The 21,480-nt window shown below is 43.4% G+C and carries 17 protein-coding genes; 12 read left to right on the top strand and 5 right to left on the bottom strand.

From position 1 onward, the window contains the following. The first annotated feature begins 217 nt into the window (after nucleotides 1-217). The 6 genes from ACGHAV_RS04655 (at nucleotide 218) to ACGHAV_RS04630 (ending at nucleotide 8,474) form a co-directional block, all read left to right on the top strand. Nucleotides 218-814 carry an NAD(P)H-dependent oxidoreductase gene (locus ACGHAV_RS04655; protein ID WP_390377111.1) on the top strand — a complete coding sequence of 199 codons (597 nt, stop codon included), beginning with the start codon at nucleotides 218-220 and terminating at the stop codon, nucleotides 812-814. A 33-nt stretch (nucleotides 815-847) separates the two neighbouring features. Beyond that, nucleotides 848-1,210, top strand: a complete 363-nt coding sequence (locus ACGHAV_RS04650) for a hypothetical protein (RefSeq protein ID WP_390377108.1) — start codon at nucleotides 848-850, stop codon at nucleotides 1,208-1,210. A gap of 487 nt (nucleotides 1,211-1,697) precedes the next feature. Then, nucleotides 1,698-2,129 (top strand): DUF3010 family protein, encoded by a 432-nt coding sequence (locus ACGHAV_RS04645; RefSeq protein WP_390377105.1) that lies wholly within the window; start codon nucleotides 1,698-1,700, stop codon nucleotides 2,127-2,129. A 289-nt stretch (nucleotides 2,130-2,418) separates the two neighbouring features. Continuing rightward, nucleotides 2,419-6,933: an EAL domain-containing protein gene (locus ACGHAV_RS04640; RefSeq protein WP_390377102.1), complete on the top strand. Its 4,515-nt coding sequence runs from the start codon at nucleotides 2,419-2,421 to the stop codon at nucleotides 6,931-6,933. A gap of 130 nt (nucleotides 6,934-7,063) precedes the next feature. After that, nucleotides 7,064-7,306 (top strand): hypothetical protein, encoded by a 243-nt coding sequence (locus tag ACGHAV_RS04635; RefSeq protein ID WP_390377099.1) that lies wholly within the window; start codon nucleotides 7,064-7,066, stop codon nucleotides 7,304-7,306. Nucleotides 7,307-7,400: 94 nt separating this feature from the next. Further along, nucleotides 7,401-8,474, top strand: coding sequence for an ADP-ribosylglycohydrolase family protein (locus ACGHAV_RS04630; RefSeq protein ID WP_390377096.1), 1,074 nt, complete (start codon nucleotides 7,401-7,403; stop codon nucleotides 8,472-8,474). Nucleotides 8,475-8,535: 61 nt separating this feature from the next. Here ACGHAV_RS04630 and ACGHAV_RS04625 read toward each other — a convergent pair whose 3' ends face one another. Next, the gene (locus tag ACGHAV_RS04625) at nucleotides 8,536-9,300 is read right to left on the bottom strand and encodes a hypothetical protein (RefSeq protein WP_390377093.1); all 765 of its coding nucleotides are present in this window, start codon (nucleotides 9,298-9,300) and stop codon (nucleotides 8,536-8,538) included. Between the two features lie 105 nt (nucleotides 9,301-9,405). Between ACGHAV_RS04625 and ACGHAV_RS04620 the strand changes: the two genes are divergently transcribed. Next, on the top strand, nucleotides 9,406-10,278 hold the full coding sequence (locus ACGHAV_RS04620) for a LysR substrate-binding domain-containing protein (RefSeq protein ID WP_390377090.1): 873 nt from the start codon (nucleotides 9,406-9,408) through the stop codon (nucleotides 10,276-10,278). Here ACGHAV_RS04620 and ACGHAV_RS04615 read toward each other — a convergent pair. Both ACGHAV_RS04615 and ACGHAV_RS04610 read right to left on the bottom strand, forming a co-directional pair. Next, nucleotides 10,275-11,429, bottom strand: a complete 1,155-nt coding sequence (locus ACGHAV_RS04615; RefSeq protein ID WP_390377087.1) for a Kelch repeat-containing protein — start codon at nucleotides 11,427-11,429, stop codon at nucleotides 10,275-10,277. The two genes, ACGHAV_RS04620 and ACGHAV_RS04615, sit on opposite strands and share 4 nt — an antisense overlap. 115 nt (nucleotides 11,430-11,544) lie before the next feature. Continuing rightward, nucleotides 11,545-12,441 carry a LysR family transcriptional regulator gene (locus tag ACGHAV_RS04610; protein WP_390377084.1) on the bottom strand — a complete coding sequence of 299 codons (897 nt, stop codon included), beginning with the start codon at nucleotides 12,439-12,441 and terminating at the stop codon, nucleotides 11,545-11,547. 97 nt (nucleotides 12,442-12,538) lie between these two features. On the opposite strand from ACGHAV_RS04610, the gene ACGHAV_RS04605 reads away from it, so the two are divergent. The 4 genes from ACGHAV_RS04605 to ACGHAV_RS04590 all read left to right on the top strand — a co-directional run bounded on the left by ACGHAV_RS04605 (nucleotide 12,539) and on the right by ACGHAV_RS04590 (nucleotide 16,891). Next, nucleotides 12,539-14,038, top strand: a complete 1,500-nt coding sequence (locus ACGHAV_RS04605) for a CoA-acylating methylmalonate-semialdehyde dehydrogenase (protein ID WP_390377081.1) — start codon at nucleotides 12,539-12,541, stop codon at nucleotides 14,036-14,038. A gap of 9 nt (nucleotides 14,039-14,047) precedes the next feature. After that, nucleotides 14,048-14,923, top strand: a complete 876-nt coding sequence (mmsB, locus tag ACGHAV_RS04600) for a 3-hydroxyisobutyrate dehydrogenase (RefSeq protein ID WP_390377078.1) — start codon at nucleotides 14,048-14,050, stop codon at nucleotides 14,921-14,923. Nucleotides 14,924-15,373: 450 nt separating this feature from the next. Continuing rightward, nucleotides 15,374-16,105 (top strand): hypothetical protein, encoded by a 732-nt coding sequence (locus ACGHAV_RS04595; RefSeq protein WP_390377075.1) that lies wholly within the window; start codon nucleotides 15,374-15,376, stop codon nucleotides 16,103-16,105. A gap of 21 nt (nucleotides 16,106-16,126) precedes the next feature. After that, nucleotides 16,127-16,891, top strand: a complete 765-nt coding sequence (locus ACGHAV_RS04590) for a zinc-dependent metalloprotease family protein (protein ID WP_390377072.1) — start codon at nucleotides 16,127-16,129, stop codon at nucleotides 16,889-16,891. Between the two features lie 111 nt (nucleotides 16,892-17,002). Here ACGHAV_RS04590 and dld read toward each other — a convergent pair whose 3' ends face one another. Continuing rightward, nucleotides 17,003-18,736: a D-lactate dehydrogenase gene (dld, locus tag ACGHAV_RS04585; RefSeq protein ID WP_390377069.1), complete on the bottom strand. Its 1,734-nt coding sequence runs from the start codon at nucleotides 18,734-18,736 to the stop codon at nucleotides 17,003-17,005. Nucleotides 18,737-19,045: 309 nt separating this feature from the next. Here dld and ACGHAV_RS04580 point away from each other — a divergent pair, with 309 nt between their 5' ends. After that, nucleotides 19,046-19,852: a thioredoxin family protein gene (locus tag ACGHAV_RS04580; protein WP_390377066.1), complete on the top strand. Its 807-nt coding sequence runs from the start codon at nucleotides 19,046-19,048 to the stop codon at nucleotides 19,850-19,852. Here ACGHAV_RS04580 and ACGHAV_RS04575 read toward each other — a convergent pair. After that, a complete protein-coding gene (locus ACGHAV_RS04575) occupies nucleotides 19,849-21,327 on the bottom strand; it encodes a DEAD/DEAH box helicase (RefSeq protein WP_390377063.1) in 1,479 nt (492 codons plus the stop codon). The two genes, ACGHAV_RS04580 and ACGHAV_RS04575, sit on opposite strands and share 4 nt — an antisense overlap. Nucleotides 21,328-21,480: the final 153 nt, after the last annotated feature.

Here is a 21,480-nt window from a genome sequence, read left to right as displayed (position 1 = left end):
AGCAGAAGTTCCAATACAAGCATTGTAAATTTTTTTGGTTCTTTACCGCCTGTTTTAATAGGACTTTTTTCTAAAAAAACTTCCTTTGCAAGGTAGTAACTAAAACTACACTAGTTGAAAAAAGTACCAAAGTTACTAATATATACCCCATAACATTTAGTGAGCAAATACACTTGCTTTCGCTAGCCCATAGACAAGTAATTTTAGGAGTTTTTCAATGAGTATAACCGAATCAGGTAATGTACTAATTATTAATGCACATCAGTATTACCCATTCTCTGAAGGAAAGCTGAATGCTGCTTTAGTTGATAAAGCGGTATCCCTACTAGAGGAAAAGGGCTACAACACCCGTGTGATAACCATGGCGGAAGAATACGATGTTGATGAGCAATTAGCGCATCACCAATGGGCAGACTATGTCATTCTTCAAACGCCTATCAACTGGATGGGTGTGCCTTGGTCATTTAAAAAGTATATGGACGAAGTCTATACCGCAGGTATGGGGGGCGCAATGTGTGCAGGCGATGGACGTGTAGCAGAAGAGCCTAAGAAAAACTACGGTACTGGCGGAACGCGATCTGATGTGAAATACATGATGTCGTTGACCTTCAATGCCCCAGAAGAATCGTTCAACGATAGTGAAGAGTTCTTCGACGGTAAGTCTGTTGATGATTTACTGTTTCCAATGCACATGAACTTTAAGTTTTTCGGCATGCAGCCAATGGCAACCTTTGCGAGTTTTGATGTTATGAAAAACGCAGACGTTGAAAACGACTTTAAACGTTTCGAAGCCCACATTAACAAGCACTTTTAATTGGCGTTGGTAACATACGCCCTAGGAGTTTTTATGCCTATTTTACGAGTAGGACTGTTTTTATTAGTGGCAGCAGCCGCCAACGCTTATGCTGAAGATCATCATGAATCTGGACATATAGCCTCGCCACAGCAGTACGACCTGCTTCTTGATAATGAACGAGCCTTAGTTTTGAAAATGGTATTAAAGCCAGGCGAAAGCGACTCGTTTCATCGTCACAATAACGAAACCGTTTATTTTGAAAAAGGTAGCAAGTTAAGAATTGAAATGCTTGGCGGCGAGACAATAGTTGCTGATATTCCTGACGGGCATGTTATGTGGCATGAGGCATGGACTCACAGAGTCACAAACCTTGGTGAGAAGACAGCCATTGCAATAATTGTAGAAGAAAAATAGTCACACTCTTTATAACGTTACGGCTAACAAAACTGTGCAATAAGCCTTGTTCGTAAACGTTAAAAAGCTGATTAAACCAACCTTGAACGCATACTAAATAAAAAGCCAGACTCTGAACAGTCTGGCTTTTTTGGTTACAGCTGTAGTTTTTAGCAAACGAGTTTCGAGGTCACTATTGATTATAAAGTTTGCGATCGCAAATGCAGTTATAGCAAACTGGTGAAGCGTATTCAGAACAAACAAAAGACGCTTTGTTAAAAACAACTTAAACTGATATTTCGTCAGTACGTAAGCAGGAGCATTAGCTAAAGCGTGGGTTGACTCTGGCGCACACTGCCCTAGCTCAATGTAAAATCGAGTAGCAGTCTAGCAGACATTATTAAAACGCTAGGCTGCTTTACCATGCTCTCACCACATCAAAGGCAGCTTTGATTCTTAAAAGTTGGAAACGCGCTATACTTATCGCCCCATTTTAAGAGGATTAATTATGAAAGCGTGTGGTATAGAAATTAAAAGTAATGACGCGATTGTATGCTTGCTTACGTTAACTGATGGTGTATTTCATTTACCAGACTGCCGTACACGACGTTTAACCTTGGCCGATACCAGTGCTAAAGGCCTTAAGAGTTTTCAAAACACATTTGCTAAGTTGGTTGAAGATTACAAAATTGACGCTGTAATTATTCGGCAACGCCAAAGCAAAGGTAAATTTGCAGGAAGTGCCATCGGCTTTAAGCTTGAAGCAGCTATTGAATTGATCAACGACTTAGACGTTAAGATATATAGCCCCACAGACATTAAAGAGTCTTTACGCAAAAATCCTATTACAGTGCCATTTTCAGAAACAGGACTTAAACAATTCCAAGAGCCTGCTTTCACCACCGCATACGCATGGTTGATGTCAGATGCACATAAATAGTGATGCTTCAGTGCCAAGCTTAAGGCCTATTCATCAATACGCCATCAGCAGTATTTAACCCAAGATTGTATCGCTCTCCTCTTCCCTTTTACCTAATTAGCCAAATGACCACTATCATGTTGAGCGATACATAGGCTATTATTTCAAGTAACAAATTGTTACAAAACACGCTAACGCAGCGTTGCTGCGTTAGACGCTTATAAAAATAAAAATACAGAAAGCGAATTAATATATGCGGTACCAGCTTGAACAGTTATTAAATAGCTCCTTAAAATTAAAGTCTTCACTTTTGGGCTTTTGGTTTCTGTTTTTCACACTGCTATCCACAACCGTATTTGCTGACCCTATTATCAATTCGCCCCGCTTCAAACATCTCTCAACTGAAAACGGCCTTTCTCAAGATTCCATTAACGATATGCTAGTTGATAGCGAGGGCTTTCTTTGGGTAGCTACTGAAACAGGACTTAACCGCTACGATGGTTATCACAACAAGCAAGTTTTAGGTTTAAACAACGAGTTTGCAGATGATGGTATTTATTCCTTATTTGAAGATAAAGACAAAAACCTGTGGGTAAGTACGTTTAGCAGCGGTGTATACAAAGTAGAGCGTGAAACGGGTAAGAGTAAGAGGGTTGTTGCAATAACCTATAAAAGCCAGCCAGACTGGTATCAATTTGCCTCACATTTCATTAATGGCCCCAATAACACGATTTATATCGCGCATGATCACGTTATTGTGCAATACGACCTCACTACAAACACGTGGTCGAGCGTATTTGACCTACTTACTCCTGAATTTGGCATTCCCGAAAGCGAAGTAATTCGACAGCTGGCACTTCACGACAATGTACTTTTTATTGCAACCTCTGCAGGTTTGTATACTCAAGATTTAGCAACGCAAAAAGTCAAAAAAATACAGTATGAAGAAAATAGAGAATCTAACAAAGATAAGCTAAACGCCAAGCTTATACTTGTTGATGACCAGGCTAACTTTTGGTTAGGTACTGTAGAAGGCCTTTACAAATTTAAGCTAAATGCACTTTTACATTATGCAAAAGGTGGCGAGACAATGCCCGATGGCGCACTTGCTCTGCCATCTCTAAATATTTGGAGCCTACTACATATCAACGGCAGCATTTATTATCTTGCGACGAGCGAAGGCCTGTTTACTGTCGATTTAAACTCTCTACAACTGCAGCATTTATTCAAACCATCAAGTGCTAACTTACTGATAACCGATGACAGCTTAACAAAAATCGCAGTAACACCTAACGAACAGCTATGGTTATCCACGAAAACGTCTGGCATGTTGCTGTGGAACCCACGCTCGGTGCTATTTGATAACGTCTACGCTGACGGAGCATCACAAGATTCTCTTAGTGACAATATTGTTCATGATTTTTATGTTCAAAACGATGAGAATTTATGGGTTGGCACCAACAACGGATTGAATTTGTATAACCTTGAAACAGGTGAAGTCGAACAGTTTTTGGTAAACCCCGACAAGAAAGCAGTGGCCTCTTCAAGTTCTATTTACATTATAAGAGAAGGGGAAGACAACTGGGTATGGTTAGCTACTTTTGCAGGCTTGCGCAAGTTTGACCTTGTCGAGAAACAAATTATACCTCTTGATATGAACGCTACTACAAACGAAATGTTAGCGTCTGACAAAACCTATGACATTTTAAAGGTGTCAAAGCACAAATTTATTGTGGCGTCTGAACAACAGTTCTACAAACTGGACGAGAAAAACAACACGCTGATTAACGATGAAATACTGTCGACGTCGTTGGACGTAAGCCAGTTTTATACGTTTATTCCAGATTACAGCAATACGGATGATTACGTTCTAATATCAATGACCGGTGGGTTGTGGCGTTACAATACAAAAAGTAGCGAGCTTAAGAAAGTTCATACCACCCGCAATGTGCAGTCTGAATATATTTTACAGCCTACTGAGGCTATTCTTGATGACTACAATACGCTATGGATAGCGTACCCCGGCCATGGATTATATGGCCTAGACGCCACATCATATGAACAAAAATATTTCTTCGATACGTCAAATCTACTTCCTACCAACATTGTTTTTAGCTTGGAGAAAGACAGTAACGGCTTTATCTGGATGGGAAGCCATAAAGGCTTACTGCAACTAAATCCCAAAACCCTTAACCTTAAACAATACACAACAAAGGAAGGGTTAATTAGCAACGAATTTAAATGGGGCTCAAAAACACCTTTGAGCAATGGAGATTTAGTTTACGGGTCTCAAAAAGGGTTTACCGTTTTTAACCCAAATAAGTTTAACGACGGTAAGAGCGCTTTTCCGCGGCCCCTGATAAGCGATGTTAGCCTTATATCAAAACAACTTTCACTGGGCTTGGGCGACAAAAGCGGAAAACAACTAGCGCTTGCACACGATGATATCGGGTTAACCATTGATTTCTCTGATATGCAATATGACAACACCAATTTACATCAATACCAATACAGCCTTTCTGGTGACATTGACATATCTTATCCGCCGACTAGGTCAACCGAGATTTTTTTTCCTCAATTAAAGCCAGGTGAATACGTTTTCCATGTCAGTCGATTCGATATTGCGAACAATGAATCTGGTGAGAAGTCATCTTTATACATTACGGTAGGCTACCCCCCATTTTTTTCACCGCTTGCGTACTTCCTTTATGCAGTTGCCATCGCTTCTTTCATTTTAATTATTTTGTGGCGACGCAAACTCAATAGCGACAAACTAAGGGCTGCCCATCAAAGCGTTGTGAAAAATAAGAACAGGCTTTCTATGGCCCTCACGGCCAGTAACACACGCGTTTGGGAGTGGAGTGAATCGACCAATATTATCGAGCAAGAAAGAACAATAAAAGAGCTAAATTATCAAAGCCAATCCTTTAGTTTCGACCAGCACTTCGAACTTATTCACGAACACGACAGAGCGAATTACATCTCGCAATGGAATGACGTAGTAGAGAAAAAACGTCGGAACATAGACATCACCTATCGTCTGTTAGCAAGCACTGGGCAATACGAATGGTATCGTGATGTAGGCGCGTTAGTCACCAATAGCGATACCGTTAAGTTAGCAGGTACCTATTCCAACATTACCGAGTCTATTAACACCCAAACAAAAGCACAGCTTTATGGTGAAGCCTTTGAGCACACAAGAGATTGGGTGGTTATCTTCGATGCCAACTTTGACCCTATTATTGCCAACAACGCGTTTAAAGAAGCATTGTGCCTTTGCCCTAGCAAAGACATATCGTCACAGCTGACTCAAATTTTTTCAGACCAAAAAAACAACCTCATTGAAGCTCTCTGCAAAATGAGAAAATTAACGCCAAATGAACATTGGCATGGCGAAGCTGGAATTCACAGTTTGCTAGGTGCAAAATACACGGTAAACATAGGAATTACGGCGATAAGCAACCCAAGAGATGATCAAGATATAAGCCGCTACCTTGTTATCTTGTCTGATATTACTGAACAAAAAGATGCTCAAGGTGCGCTGGTACAGCTGGCTAACTATGACAGCCTCACGGGCTTACCAAACCGTTCTTTGCTGCTCGATAGAATTCAGCATGCATTCGACCAAGCCTCGCGTGATGAAACCTCCATTTGCTTGTTCTTTATAGACTTAGACAGATTCAAGCAAATCAACGATAGTTTAGGCCACGATGCAGGTGACGCGCTATTACAGGAGGTTGGTAAGCGTCTCGAAAACCTACTTCGTAAGTCTGACACGGTTGCTCGCCTTGGAGGAGACGAGTTTGTGGTCATGATTGAAAAGGTTCAGGTTGAAAGCGACATCAGCCACCTTGCCACTGAGATGATTAAATCGCTTTCCGAGAGTGTAACGCTGGATAATCAAGTAGTAAGTGTTTCAGCCAGTATTGGCATTGCGCTTTATCCAGAAGATGCGTTAACGCCTACTGAGCTTTTAAAAAACGCAGACATTGCGATGTATCATGCGAAAAAGCTGGGTAGTAACAACTTCCAATACTTTACCGAGCATATGAATGAAAGGGCTCAGGCCAAGCTTAAGCTGGAAAACGCAGTAAAGCAGGCTCATACCATGCGTGAATTCGTAGGCTATTATCAGCCCATCATCCAATGCCAAACAGGGAAAGTTGCTGGGTTTGAAATGCTTATGCGATGGCCATCTGAAGGAAGCATGATACCGCCCGACGTATTCATACCCGTTGCAGAAGATATTGGCTTAATTGAAGACATGACTGTTCAGCTTATTGAGCAAGCTATTCCAATGCTTAAAACAACACAGTGGCAACAAAGCGGGCTTTACCTGTCGGTAAATCTAAGTGCACTTCATATATCTAAAAGCGTAAAAGTTGACGAAATTGTGAATCTATTGCGCGAGCATGATATTCCCACCAGCGCCATTCGCTTTGAAATTACCGAAAGTGCGCTAATGTCGGACTACGAAGCAGCTATGCAGGCCATTGCCAGCATGAAAGATAAGGGGTTCGTTATTGCACTCGACGACTTTGGCACTGGCTATTCCTCTTTGAAGTATCTAAAAGACTTTCCCATCGATATTCTCAAAATCGATAAAAGCTTTGTCAAAGATATAGGGCTTAATAGCGCCAATGAAGGCATTATTCTCGCCATATTAAGAATGGCTGAGAGTTTGAATATAGATTGTGTAGCCGAGGGCATTGAAACCGAAGCACAGGTGTCATTTTTCAAAGCCCAAGGGTGCGAATACTTACAAGGTTTCTATTACTCTAAACCCATCCCTGCAAGTGAAGTACTTGAACTTGATTTAAAATAACAAGCGTTTTTTGATAGGTGAGATAGATTTTCAAGCTCATATAAAAACGCTTTTGCACTGTTGGCAAGCTAATTGAAAGCAACACAGATAAGACTATGTAGTAATCAACGAATAACGGAATTTTGACACTATGCGTTTACCTACTCAAAAGCTTATCAATAAAATTGAGCACTTATCGAAAGACCTATCACCCAGCCAGCTTACCCACTTTTTAGATATTATTGACGCCATGACAGCGTTAGTTGAAGAAGCGGGTACGGTAGGGTTAGATCAAACACCGCAAACTAAGATAGCAACAAATAGCGATACTACGCACACATCTGCAAATGCTCTTGCCAATACTCCTGCAAACACGCCTTCAGTTATTCATTAACGCATTAAGAATAACTCACTAATCACAATATACGCTCCCCTCGTAGATACTGATATCTAAAAAGAAGACGCTTATCTTACAAGAGGGGAATTGAATGAACACATTGTTTGTCGCACGGGCAACAGCGGCGCTAAAAAATGCATTTATTGGCGATGCACTTGCGATGCCGGTGCACTGGTATTACAACCCTGCTGACATTCTAAAAGCGTTTCCATTAGGTATTGAGCAGTTCGAAGACGCACCTGAATTTCATCCATCCTCTATTATGTCGCTTCACTCAACGCAACAAGGTGGCCGAAGCAACCTTGCTTCAACGTCCCAAAAAGAAATTGTTGGAGACGTAATACTAAAAGGTAAGCGTGAGTATTGGGGCGGTTCAAATCGTCATTATCACCACGGCATGAAAGCTGGCGAAAATACGCTTAATGCCTATTGCGCTAGGGTGCTGCTAGACACCATTGCCAGTGGTTACTCTGCAGATGCATTTCTTAACAATTACATAGCGATGATGTGCGCCGACCCAGTGCAGCATCCAGATACGTACGCTGAATCTTACCACAGAGGCTTTTTTGCCAATCTTGAGCTAGGCAAACCACCACAAGAATGCGGCGCCGTAACTCACGATACAGCATCAATAGGCGGGCTGGTTTCCGTTACACCACTTGCATTAACACTTGCGTGCACTGACGCGTCATTACCGGAAATACAAAATACTTGCCGCACACACCTAATGTTAACCCATCCAAGTGATGAACTAGCCAAAGTGTGCGACGCTTTCGTTGAACTCATATATCGCTTATTAAGGCGTGATAGTGAATCGCCAACAACCATTTTAGAAGATATTGCTCAACGCTCTGCCTCGCTTTCGCTTGAAAAGCTGGTAGCGAAAAAGAAAAGCGACATTGAAGTCGTTGGCAGACTGTACTCGCCAGCTTGCTATATTTCAGATGCATGGCCAAGCGTCTTATATTTTGCCTATCGATATAGAGATAACGCGAAGCGCGCGTTAACTGCCAATACCAATGTAGGTGGCGACAACGTGCACCGTGGGTTTGTGTTAGGTGCCATTATGGGTTTGATTAACGATGAACCTATTGCATCGCTTTATTCAAAGCTACTTCACAAAACAGAAATAGAAACGCAGATACAGCAAGCACTAGAGGCGTAATAAGCGCCTCTTTAAACCTTTCTTCTTTAAGCCTACTCCTTACACTTGGCTACACATTTTGCTATTGCAAGCGTGGCGTAACACGATGAAGCTCAAAACGAACCGTGCCTGACTGCAGTTTTTTAGCAAGTTCGGCAAATTCTGGTAACGCTTGAAGCTTTTCAACACCGTCTTTCGAGTCCCATTCAACAAACGTAATTTGTTGCGGCGCGAGTTCATCAGGGTTATGTGCACTCACCACTACATCGTTAAATTGATGCATAAAACGTCCACCTACTTTTTCAACAAGTGGTGGCAGTGCTGCCATGTATTCGTAGTAATCACTGGGGGTTGAAGGGTTTGTCCATGCCAATGCTACCGTATAGGTCTTGTCTTCGGTGAAGGTCATCTCAAGCGGAACATCTAATTCATGGTCGTATAGTTTCAGTGCTTCCCACGCCTCCCTTCTAAGCGACTTAACATCAGAAAATAGTGGCAAAGCTTGAAACGTTTTCTGTGCTTTTAGTGATGGCCAGTGACTTACAACAAAAACATTGGGTTTAAAATTGCCAACTAACGTTTCATCAACAATTAACACACCATCTTGTCGATAGCCGTGACGCTGTGCTGTTTCTGCATTTTTTTGGAAATACAGGTCACGTAAATGACGCTTTTCAGGGTCAGTCACCGGCGCAATAAGCTGCACAACCATACCTGGTGCATACTGAACCGACAGAGCCTTTGTTGCTTCTTGTGCAACACCGGGAAAAGCCAACAACAAAAGCATTGGCGTTAACAGCTGTTTTATAAAAACTTTTTTTGAAAAAGTACGAACAAAAATTTTCATTGGCATTACATCTTACGAATTAAAGTTGATTGAACTTACACTCTATCAACGCTTTTTTAGTAAAACACGGTTTGTTTTTTGATCGCGTTGGTGCATTATCGTTCCATGAATAATTGGAACGACTACGCACTTATTTTGGCATTACACCGGGCAGGCACATTGCGCGGTGCAGCCATAACCATGGGTACTACTCATACTACAATAGCAAGGCATTTAGCCTTGCTACATAAACGCCGTGGTGCCGCAGTATTTGAAAAAATACCTGGTGGCTATCGCGCGACGCCGGTAGGTGAGCAGCTAGTCACCATTGCAAAAAAGATGGAAGATATTGTAACTGTGTCTGAGCGTTTACACCTTGCATCTACCGACAACTTAAGCGGCCCAGTTACATTGTCATTGGGCGAGCCAATGTCGCAATTTTTATTAGTGAAAGAGATTGGTGAGTTCGCACGAGCCTATCCTGACATCCAACTTCGAATAAACAGTTCAACCGAATTTGCCGACCTCGATAAAGGCGAAGCAGATGTAGTGATAAGAGGCGCACATAAATTACCAGATCATCTGGTAGGCCGGCGCGTGTGTAAGTTAGGGCTATGCTTTTATGCACATAAAGATTATTGCAACGATGTACCAGAACAAGACTGGCGCTGGGTTGCGCCTAGTGACAATACGCTTTGGCCAGCATGGTTAGACGCCTCTCCCTATCCTAATGTTCCAATTGGCGTTGTGATTGACGAAATTGTCACTCGCTATCATGCCATTGCAGCGGGGGTAGGAATGGGAAGAGCAGCATGCTTTATGGGAGACACCAACAGTGCGCTTGTCAGATTACCTAGTAGCACGCCTACCCTATCTTATGACATTTGGGTACTCACTCACCCCGAGCTGCGCGAACAACCAAAAGTGCAGCTGCTGATGCAATTTCTCGTTGATGCACTTAAACAAAAACAAAGGCTGATAGAAGGCGACACATTTTAATCAATAACGGCAAAGCGTGACATCATTGAAGTGGTTTTGTTTCCACCCGCTTCCATCGCGCCTGCAATAACATAGATACTGTCGCCGATTGTAACTGCACCTAAGCCATGGCGCGGGAAAGGCATTGTGCTTACTTCGTACCATTCGTCACTATCTACTGAGTACTGCCAAACTTTAGAATAAACACCGCCACCGTTATCGAAATACTCGCCACCAAACACATAAATACTGCCATTCAACGTTGCGCATGCTAGTCCACCTTGCGCCTCAGGAAGAGGCTCAGCTACTTGCCACTTTCCAGTGGTAAAATTGTACACTTCATGGGAAGCCAAATTTCCTCCTGATACCGTTCTTCCCCCAATAGTATGCATCTGATCATTAAGCGTTACGCTACAGGCACTATTTCGCGCGGTGGGTACCGGTTCAGCATCTGTTGAATTCATTTTTTCTGGGTTAAACATCAAATGTGTATCCACGTCAATTTGGTCAATCCACTGACTATTTGAAGTATCACTTTTAGGTGAACGGCCTGAGACCAGATGAACAGCGTTGCCATTTACACTACTGAGCGTTTCAGACAACGGTGTTGGTAAGCTCGCTACTTTTTTCCACCGCGCGTGAGTAAATATATTTTCCTCGTTTTCGTTTTTATATTTGTCGCTATCTTTGTTGTTGCTTGTGTTGTTATCTGTGCAGTTATGTTTGCTGCAATCGAATGTAAGCTCGAGAATATCAGTGCTGTTATGCCAAATACCTTCGTTATCAACCGTAAAACCGCCAAACGCAAACAGCCTATTGCCCGCATTAACAAGCATAGGATGATGTCTTGCTTCGGGTAATTTCGGCCCTTCTGTCCATGTATTTTTCTCTATGTTGTATATAACAACGCGGTTAGACACATCGATGTCACGATCACTCACGTCCGGTGATAACCCACCAGCAACCACAATATGATTTCGAAAAACGACAGGGTAAATTTCTTGCACGCGATACGGCAATGCAGCCATATTCTCCCATTTTGCCTGTTTTGTCTGGCGTGTATCTTCAGGTACATCAGACTCACCAGCAGCAGAAAACGATAGTCCAAGCAGCACCGTAGCTACGCCTGCACACTGACAAAAAGAACGACGAAAAACGCGAGAAAAACTCATAAACAATGGTGCCTTATTGGTTGTGTAAGCTTAAAACTATGACTCATAAATATTTAAGTGCAATGTAATATGGGCGGTATGTTCGCCTACTTCATCACACATAAAACACGCATCTCTAATCGACAAAGCGATGCTGATCCTGTTGTACTTTTTCGTGTAGCCAATGGGTAAATGCTTGAAAGCGCGCTTGTGAATGCGTTTCTTTATGACTTGCCAACCAGAAAGTACGCTTTATTTGAATTTCATCTTCAACTAATCGCACGAGCCCTGGGCGCATTTCAGCCATGAATTTGGGAAGAATACCAACGCCACCACCATTCGCTAGCATTTGATATTGTGCATTTATACTTGTGCTTCTAAGCGCACTAAGCTTTGACAGTGCTGTTTCTTCAATAAACTTTAGCTGTGGAGCATAGACCAAATCTGGTACGTAGCTTACAAGGTTGAAGTCACCGAGAGATTGCAGTGACGTTAACCTTCCGTTTGTCACATCGTCAGCAACCAAGTCTTTATGGGCGTATAAATATAAGTTGTAATCGGTAAGTTTCTTTGTAACCAATAAACCTTTGCTGGGTTTCTCAAGCAAAATTGCCATGTCGGCTTCCCGCTTGTTCAAATTCAAAAAACCGCTTGTGGCCACAAGTTCAATAACAATTCCCGGGTACTGCTTTTTGAACTCGGGGAGCAACGGCGCTAAAAACCAGCTACCGAAGCCCTCTGAAACGCTCACTCGTATACTGCCTTCCATGTGCAAACGCTCGTCGCCCAACTCATTTTGTGCTTGTAAGAAGTAGTGTTCAGCCTTTTCTATATAACGAACAAGCTCGCTACCTTGCGACGTTAGCACATAACCTTTATTTGTTAGTTCAAAAAGCTCACAATTAAGTGAATCTTCCAGCTTTTTTACACGCCGAATAAGTGTTGTAGGATCGACCTTTAAACCTTTCGCTGCAATAGCTACACGACCATTTCTTGCCAAACCAAGAAACAAGCGCATATCGTCCCAATTCACATCTACACCTGCATTTTTACAGCACCATGCTGCAAGTATATGTATTGCTATTGCAAACACAAGGTTTCAATATTGTTAAAAATACAGGAGCTTTGTCATGAGAAAAATTGTTCACTTTATTGCGGGTAAAGATTTTGAAGAAAAGGGCGAGCGTACGTCGCCAGTTTACGCGCCTAACACAGGCGAAGTACAAGCCGAAGTAAGTCTGGCAAGTCAGGCTACATTAGAGTACGCCATTGAAACCGCTAAAGCTGCGCAAGTAGAGTGGGCAGCAACCAACCCTCAGCGACGCGCTCGCGTTATGTTTAAATTTAAAGAACTGGTTGAAGCAAACCGAGACAGGCTTGCCGCTTTGCTTTCAAGCGAGCACGGCAAAGTATTAGTAGATGCTCAAGGTGATATTCAACGTGGTTTAGAAGTGATTGAATTTGCCTGCGGTATTCCGCACGCACAAAAAGGTGAATATACCGAAGGTGCAGGCCCAGGTATCGACGTTTATTCAATGCGTCAGGCTTTAGGTGTTGTAGCGGGTATTACGCCATTTAACTTTCCAGCCATGATACCTATGTGGATGTTTGGTGTAGCCATTGCTTGTGGTAACGCATTTATACTTAAACCGTCAGAGCGCGATCCGTCGGTACCTGTAGAGCTTGCTAAATTAATGCTGGAAGCTGGATTACCCGCTGGCGTATTAAACGTTGTTCACGGCGATAAAGAAGCCGTAGACGGCATTCTTGACCATCAAACTGTTAAGGCGGTGAGCTTTGTAGGCTCGTCTGACATTGCAAACTATGTTTACGAACGTGGCGCACGTGCTGGCAAGCGCGTACAGGCCATGGGTGGCGCGAAAAACCACGGTATTGTTATGCCTGACGCCGATTTAGACCAAGTAGTTACCGACCTAGTTGGTGCTGCTTATGGCTCAGCTGGCGAACGCTGTATGGCACTGCCGGTCGTAGTTCCTGTAGGTAACGAAACCGCAGAAAAGTTAAAAGCTAAGCTGATTCCAGCTATCAAAGAGATCATGGTAAGCAATAGCGAAGATCCTAACGCCCATTACGGCCCAGTAGTAACTGCAGCACATAAAGCTCGCGTAGAAAGCTACATCGACCTTTGCATTGAAGAAGGTGCCGAGCTTGTTTATGACGGCAGAAACAGCCAGATTCCAGCCGACAGTAACGGCTATTTCATTGGCCCAACATTCTTCGACCACGTAACCCCTGAAATGCGTTCTTACCAAGAAGAGATATTTGGCCCAGTACTACAAATGGTGCGTGCTAAAGACTTTAATGAAGCAGTAAGCCTTGCCAGCGATCATCAGTATGGCAACGGCGTTGCAATGTATACCCGTAACGGCCACGCGGCACGTGAGTTTGCTCAGCGCGTAAACGTTGGCATGGTTGGCATTAACGTACCTATTCCTGTACCTGTGGCATACCACACTTTTGGTGGTTGGAAACGTTCTGCGTTTGGCGACACTAACCAGCACGGTATGGAAGGCGTGAAATTCTGGACCAAAGTTAAGACTATCACGCAGCGCTGGCCTGACGGCTCAGACACGAACGACAACGCGTTTGTTATCCCAACAATGGGCTAGGAGTTAATTATGACAACTGTTGCATTTATTGGCCTGGGTAATATGGGCTCAGGCATGGCCGACAACTTGGTAAAAAACAACTTTAACGTAGTTGCTTTCGACCTGAGCGATGCGGCATTGTTAAAAGCTAAAGAAGCAGGCTGCACTATTGCTGATACTACAGAACAAGCTGTTTCAGACGCCGATATCGTGGTTACCATGCTGCCAGCAGGCAAGCACGTAATGGATATTTACACGTCACAAATTCTTGATAACGTGCGTGAAAACACCTTGCTTATCGACTGTTCAACCATTGATGTTGAAACGGCGAATAAGGTGTCTGAACTTGCCTCTAACAAAGGCCTTAAAATGCTCGACGCCCCCGTATCAGGAGGTATTGCAGCGGCAGCAGGCGGCACGCTTACCTTTATGGTGGGTGGTGATACTGAGGCATTCGATCAAGCACAAGGCGTGCTTGGTGCCATGGGCAAGAAAATTGTTCATGCAGGCGGCAACGGTGCAGGCCAAGCTGCAAAGATATGCAACAACATGCTGCTAGGCGCTACCATGATCGCAACCTGTGAAAGCCTACAGCTGGCACAAAAACTTGGTCTAGATCCGCAAGTGTTTTTCGATATCGCGTCTAATGCATCAGGTCAAACATGGTCACTTACCAGCTACTGCCCGGTTAAAGGTGTGGGCCCTCAAAGCCCTGCCGATAACGATTTTGCCGGCGGTTTTGCCTCAGCACTAATGCTGAAAGATCTCGGCCTTGCTATGCAGGGAGCGAAAAGCGTTGATGCACAAGTGCCTATGGGTGAGCTAGCGGCAAAATGGTTTGACGCTCACTGCGCAGAAGGAAATGCTGGAATTGATTTCTCATCAATTATCAATAGATTAGCGTAATTACACGAGCAATTTAAGCATTGAGGGTGGCTGTTTGTATTCAGCTACCCTACGTTCACCTTCTATGCCACGTATTTATTCCAAAAATTCACTTTATCAATAATTGTAAAGACGTCCCTTCCTTAATACTCGCTACCCCCTGCCCACATTGCTCTTACACAAACAAAAGCAATAATCTCAATAAAATCAAATTGTTACACTATCACACTGCATTTATATTTTGTTACATCTTAAAACTGGGCTAAATGGTCAAAAAACCGTTAAGGTGCTGTTTTTTTGAGCCTCATGACTGTTATTTAACTGATATTGTTAAAAAACATCACCACGGATGGTACTGAGCTGCTTAGTAAGCATTAGCGTCAATAGCATCCTTCTACACATCAGAATTTCCGCTTTTTTCTCTAAGTGCTTTTTTACAAGACAACAATAACGACAAGTTTGGAGAAAAGCATGATTAAACGCGTCATCTTCACATCTGCCGCCGTGGTAGCGGGCAGCTATTTGGTTTATTCGTTAAATAAAGAAAAGAACAACACAGTCGTCGAAGCGCCTGTTGTTCATGCAATAAAGGAAGCCCCTATCGCTCCAAAAGCGCAACGTGGAGACCAAGTGCTTTCAACTGGCATAGATACCTTTGTTCCCAAGAAGGCATCGACGGGCAACGACATTCAGCTGAATTCAAATGAAAATGACACCATTATTTGGCAAGAGTCTGAGGTAAGTAAGAAGGTATTAACTGAGTCTGGCTTAATTCCAGCTGACGTAGCCGATGAAGCATACATAGAGCTTGATAGAGAAGAGCTGCTAACCGTTGAGGTGGGCGAATATTTAGACCTGTATATTCCTCAATTTGGCGGCAGCTATACGGGTGAAGTTGACCATATTGAAACTCACCCGAATGGCGATAGAACCGTTGAAGCACATATTCCAGGTGCAGGCTCACTTTACGCTGCGGTCATCACTATCGGCGAAAATGCCACCTACGCTAACTTAGCCACCCCACGAGATGTTTTTGTCCTTGAGGGTAACGACAAATATGCGTGGATAGCCCCGAAATCATCAATGATGCAAAGCCATATTGAGCATGAGCTTGGTCATTCAGAGAGCACGCATCAACAAAACGGTAATGACACTACAGATGTCTTTGATTTACCTGAAACCGAATCCCCTACAGGCAACTAGAACAATAAGAAAGGAAATAAAATGAAACGCACATTTAAGTGTTTTACGGCAATGGCTGCGGCTTTGCTGTGTTCTACAGCTGTGTCTGCTGCAACCATTGATGTACTTGTGTTGTACACACAACCAGCGGCAAATAGCGTATCTAATATTGATACTAAAATTAACCAATATATCTCACACGCAAACCGTGTATACCGCAATAACGCTGTTGATCTTCAGCTACGTATTGTAGGTGCACAATCGTCTGCGGCAACGTCTAGCAACCTTCAGCCTACTGAAGATGCCCTTGATTTAGTGACAAACAGCAGCGGCGTGAAAAACTTCCGCTCATCTGTTCGTGCAGACATGGTAGTACTACTTGGTAAGCGTGAAAATATTTATCAAAACGGTCAGCTTTCTGGCTATGTATGTGGAATTGGCTGGGTAGGTCAGGGTAACAACGGTACCCTTTACTCTAGCTCTAAAGACCGTATGTACAGCATCAGTGCTGTAGACTGTGGTCTATCTACGTTTGTGCACGAGCTAGGTCATAACATGGGCTTAGGTCACTCAGTACGTCAAAATTCAGTAGGTGGTGTTTACCGCGATGGCATTGGTCATGGTGTAGATAACAACTTCTCTACTATTATGGCGTACCCACAGGCATTTGGCAGCGCAACACAACTAGACTACTTCTCAGACCCTTACTGGAACGGTTGTAACGGTCAAGCATGTGGTGTTCCAAATCAATCAAATGCGTACCGTGCGGTAAATGCCGTAATCAATCAAATCGCTAATTACTTCTAATTAAGCATGCTTGTAGGGGATATATAACTATAAGCATACTTAACAGAATGCACGGAACAAAAAAGCCAACTTATTAAAGTTGGCTTTTCTGCGTTTAGCTTATTGAAACTGTTAATCGTGACCGCCACAGCAACCACCGCTGTGCTCAGCCCAGTTTTTCAGCTTTGTTGTTTTACCTATGCCGGGGTTAAAGCTGTTGGTAGGATCTAATTCTCGATAAAAGTTTTTCAACGCATCTTTTGCAAAATACTCATGTCCCACATTGTGTTCTGCCGGATATTCTGCGCTCCGAGCATCAAAGGTTTCTAAAATTTTGCCTTTCAACGTTTTAGCGTCAGCCCCTTTCTTTAATACATAGTTTTGGTGCATAACATGGCAGAACAAGTGCCCGTAATACAGCTTTGTGTCTATCTGCTCGTCTATTTCTTTAGGTAGAACTTCAAACCAATCAGGATCGTTACGGCGAAGCGCTACATCAATGGTCATCATGGCGCCAACGTCTTTACTGTGCATAACGTGATAGCGCCCTATTGCACCACCGGCAACAAAGCGGTGTAAGATAGCTTTATCAGCCTCCTCTTCTGTACATTCAAAGTAGCTACCTTCGTTCTTTGTGAAGAACTCATCTAGGTAAGCTTTTGCTTCGGCAACGCCGTCGTTACTCATTTCCAAAATCCAGTGGTGCTGGTATCTATCGCGGAATGCTTCCATTCGCTTGGGCAAATGATTAGGAAATAGGTAGCTTAAATACTGCATTACGCGGTCAGACATTTTGTTAGGCAAAAAACCTAGTTTGTCAGTAAATGCATCGAATTTACGCTTGAATGAAAACAGCTTAGGAATGAATTTAGCTCCCAACTTGCTAATAACAATAAACATATCCTTACCGTACTTCTTAGATACGTCATAGCAGTCGCGATGCAAGTATTCACCTGAATCAGGCAGATTTTTAAAGCTTGATAAAATGTCGCGACGCACTTTAGTAAATACTGCGGCATCATTAGAGCCCACATAAAAAACCTGTTTTTTCTCAGGGATGGGGAAAGTGTCTAAACGCACAGCAAATACCGCAAGTTTTCCTGCACAGCCAGATGCTTCGTGAAGTCTGCGTCCGTCGTTGTTGAAACGCGATGGCGTGTCAGAATCTACATCTCTTACACGTGCGTCATATTCATTGTCAGACGCACGGGCATCTGGGTGCTTAACATCGGCTTCACTGTAACGCTTGTGCTCAAGGTTATTGAGAATTTCCTCAGGGTCAGTGCCTAAGTCAATACCCAGATTGTTCACCAATGAAAGTTCACCCGACGCGTTTATTTGAGCGAACAATGATAGTTCGGTATACGCTGGCCCACGCTTAACGAGCGCACCGCCAGAGTTGTTACAAATACCGCCCACGATAGACGCGCCAATGCATGATGAGCCAATAACTGAGTGAGGTTCACGTCCATAAGGTGCTAACGTTTCCTCCAAGCCGAAGAGTGTACTTCCTGCCAACCCTACAATTTGCTTGCCGTTATCAACAATTTGAATTGCATCAATACGCATGGTGCTAATAATCACCAACGGGCGATCGTAATCTTTGCCATCAGGTGTAGAGCCACCGGTTAAGCCTGTATTGGCCGCCTGCATAATTACGGCGACATCGGCTTCAACACACAGTTTAAGAACTTGCCAAATTTCTACTAAAGAGCCTGGACGAACTACCGCTAGCGCTTCACCTGCACCAAATCGAAAACCTTTGCAATAAGGCTGTTTCTTGGCTTGGTCAGTTAACAGGTAAGCTTGCCCTACTACATCTCGCATGGATGCGATAAGAGATTGAGTATCAGTATTTACGGCCATGATTCTCTCTGTGTTAGTGGTAGAAAATTGTGCAGGAGTCGAACTATACACGAAACCCATCGATAACAAAGAGGGCGAACGCCTTTTCTAAAGACAATTTATTCATATTTAATATATCAAGGTTACGATTAAATGGCGCTTTATACGGCGGATGACCTTTGCAGCCCGACTACACTTTTTACTAGAAAAACACCATCATCCGATAGATGTTAATCACTCAGTTCAGTGATGCTTTACAGCAATCAAAGAATATAGGTAAAACAATGAATTGTGTTACATTGCAGATGAATTCTTAAACTAGATGCAATTATGAAACAACACACCATTTCTTTGCCAACATTATTGATAATCATAGTAACACTGCTACTGCTTTGCGGTTGCAGCGCTATACAGTCAAATAGTCAGTATGAATATGCACCTACAGCAGATCCACTTAACAAGGTGGTACGTGCTCAGTCAGACGCTTTGAAACAAAACAAACTCTTACTTGTAGTATTAGGCGCACAGTGGTGTCACGACAGTACTGGCCTAGCAAAGCGGTTCTCTTCAAATGAAATGCAGCGCATTTTAACGCCCCATTATGAAACGGTGTTCGTTGATGTTGGCATGCTTGAAGACCGCCGAAACATTACCGAACGATTCAACTACCCAATTTACTATGCTACGCCAACGGTAATGATTGTGGACCCATCAAGCAGTGCGTTGCTTAACAGAGCCAGTATGGATATATGGGGCAAAGCAGACAGCATTCCATTAGCGCAGTATGTCGATTACTTTTCAGCATTCGCCAATATGAGCGAAAAACAAAAGGCACCAATGATAGCGTGGCAAAGTACACCACAAGAAGCCCAATATTACGCCGAGCAGGCTTTGCGACTGCAAGAGGCTTATGATGCCCTCAATCCAATGCTATTGCGCGATATTAACGGCGATACGCCAGATGGCTTTTACAAACTGTGGAAAGAGACCAAAGCGTTTAGAACTGAACTACAAGAAACAATGACAAAGCGCGCTGCGCTTACGCTTGAAATGAAAGGAGATGGAAGTGACGAAGCGAAGGCTGCTCCAGCGCTAAGACACTACCACCCATTTTCTTGGGAAGCTAACGAAGGTTAGCTTGCCCCTGTTACGGCCGCGCGATTACCTTGCTTAGGTGCTCTGCGCGGCGAGCCTGCTTTGGCGTTATTACTTTGAGCAGGTTTTTCATTCTGCCTACTTTTATTTTTCTCATTGTACTTATTGCCGTTCGCCGAGTAGCCAGCGTTAGCTTTGTTCGCTGGTCTGCGCCTCTTGTTTGACGGCTTATGAGCTCGCGAACCACCATTTTCGCTGCCTTCCTGCTTATTTTTATGCTTATTATCGCCCTTAACATCGCCTTTTCCGTTGTCTGATGTCGCTTTTGGCTTCTTTGGCTTTTTAGGCTTCTTTGGCTTTGAAAGCGTTGTAGGCGGCACAGCTTGCTGTGGCTCGAAACCTTCTAATACCTCTCTGGGCAACAACTTTTGAATAAGTGTTTCGATGTCCTTAAGGTTTTGCAGCTCTTCTGCGCAAACGAATGACCACGCTTGGCCTGTTGCCCCTGCTCTTCCCGTTCGCCCTATACGGTGAACATAATCTGCAGCGGTATTTGGAAGGTCAAGGTTAACAACAATGGGCAGCTCGCTGATATCAATTCCACGCGCAGCAATGTCGGTAGCTACTAACACTTTAATGTCGCCGCTTTTAAATTCCGCTAGCGCTTTGGTACGCGCACCCTGGCTTTTATTGCCATGAATTGCTGCACTTGGGATTTTTGAGCGCGACAGTTTTTCAGCAATTCGGTTGGCACCGTGCTTGGTGCGGCTGAATACCAACACCTGCTCCCACTTTTTCTGCTTAATTAAGCATATAAGCGCGGTGGTTTTTTTCGACTTATCAATAGTCACTAAATGCTGCTCTACCGCATCCACCGTTGTATTAGCTGGAGCCGTTGAAATACTAACTGGGTCTTGCGTAAGCGTTTTAGCAAGCGCTGTAATGTCAGGTGAAAATGTTGCTGAAAACAGCAAGCTCTGTCTTTTTTCCGGAAGCAGTTTCAGTACACGTTTTATGTCGTGAATAAAGCCCATGTCCAACATTCTGTCAGCTTCGTCTAAAACCAGCACTTCAAGCTGGTCGAACTTAACAGCGTTTTGCTGATGCAGGTCTAACAACCTACCCGGAGTGGCGATCAGCACATCAATGCCCTTTCTTAACGCCATCATTTGCGGGTTAATGCCTACACCGCCAAATACAACAGCTGTTTTAAGCGGCAAAAATTCAGCGAAAGCACATATGCTTTCTTCTACTTGGGCAGCAAGTTCACGCGTTGGTGTAAGTATCAGCGCCCTTACGTTATTACCTCGTACTTTAGGTCCATCCATTAGACGCTGCAAAATAGGTAAACCAAAACCCGCTGTTTTACCAGTTCCGGTTTGTGCTGCAGCCAACACATCTTTTCCTGCCAATACTTCAGGTATTGCCTTCTCTTGAATAGGTGAAGGGGTTGTAAAGCCGCGTTTTTCGATGGCTTGTAACAAGGGTTTTGCTAACCCAAGTTGGTCAAATGACATTCAATGACTCCTAATGTAGGCACGTAGCCTAAAATACATGATCACCAACTAATACATGTCGGTAACACAAATACGCTGTGATAATTTAGATTATTGAGAAAGTGTGGAGATACGTTGTTGCAGATAATGCAAACTTGGTTGTTATTGATTTGG

The sequence above is a fragment of the Alteromonas sp. MTD1 genome (assembly GCF_042848195.1).
Lineage (GTDB): Bacteria > Pseudomonadota > Gammaproteobacteria > Enterobacterales > Alteromonadaceae > Alteromonas.
This window is presented reverse-complemented; position numbering and strand designations above follow the sequence as displayed.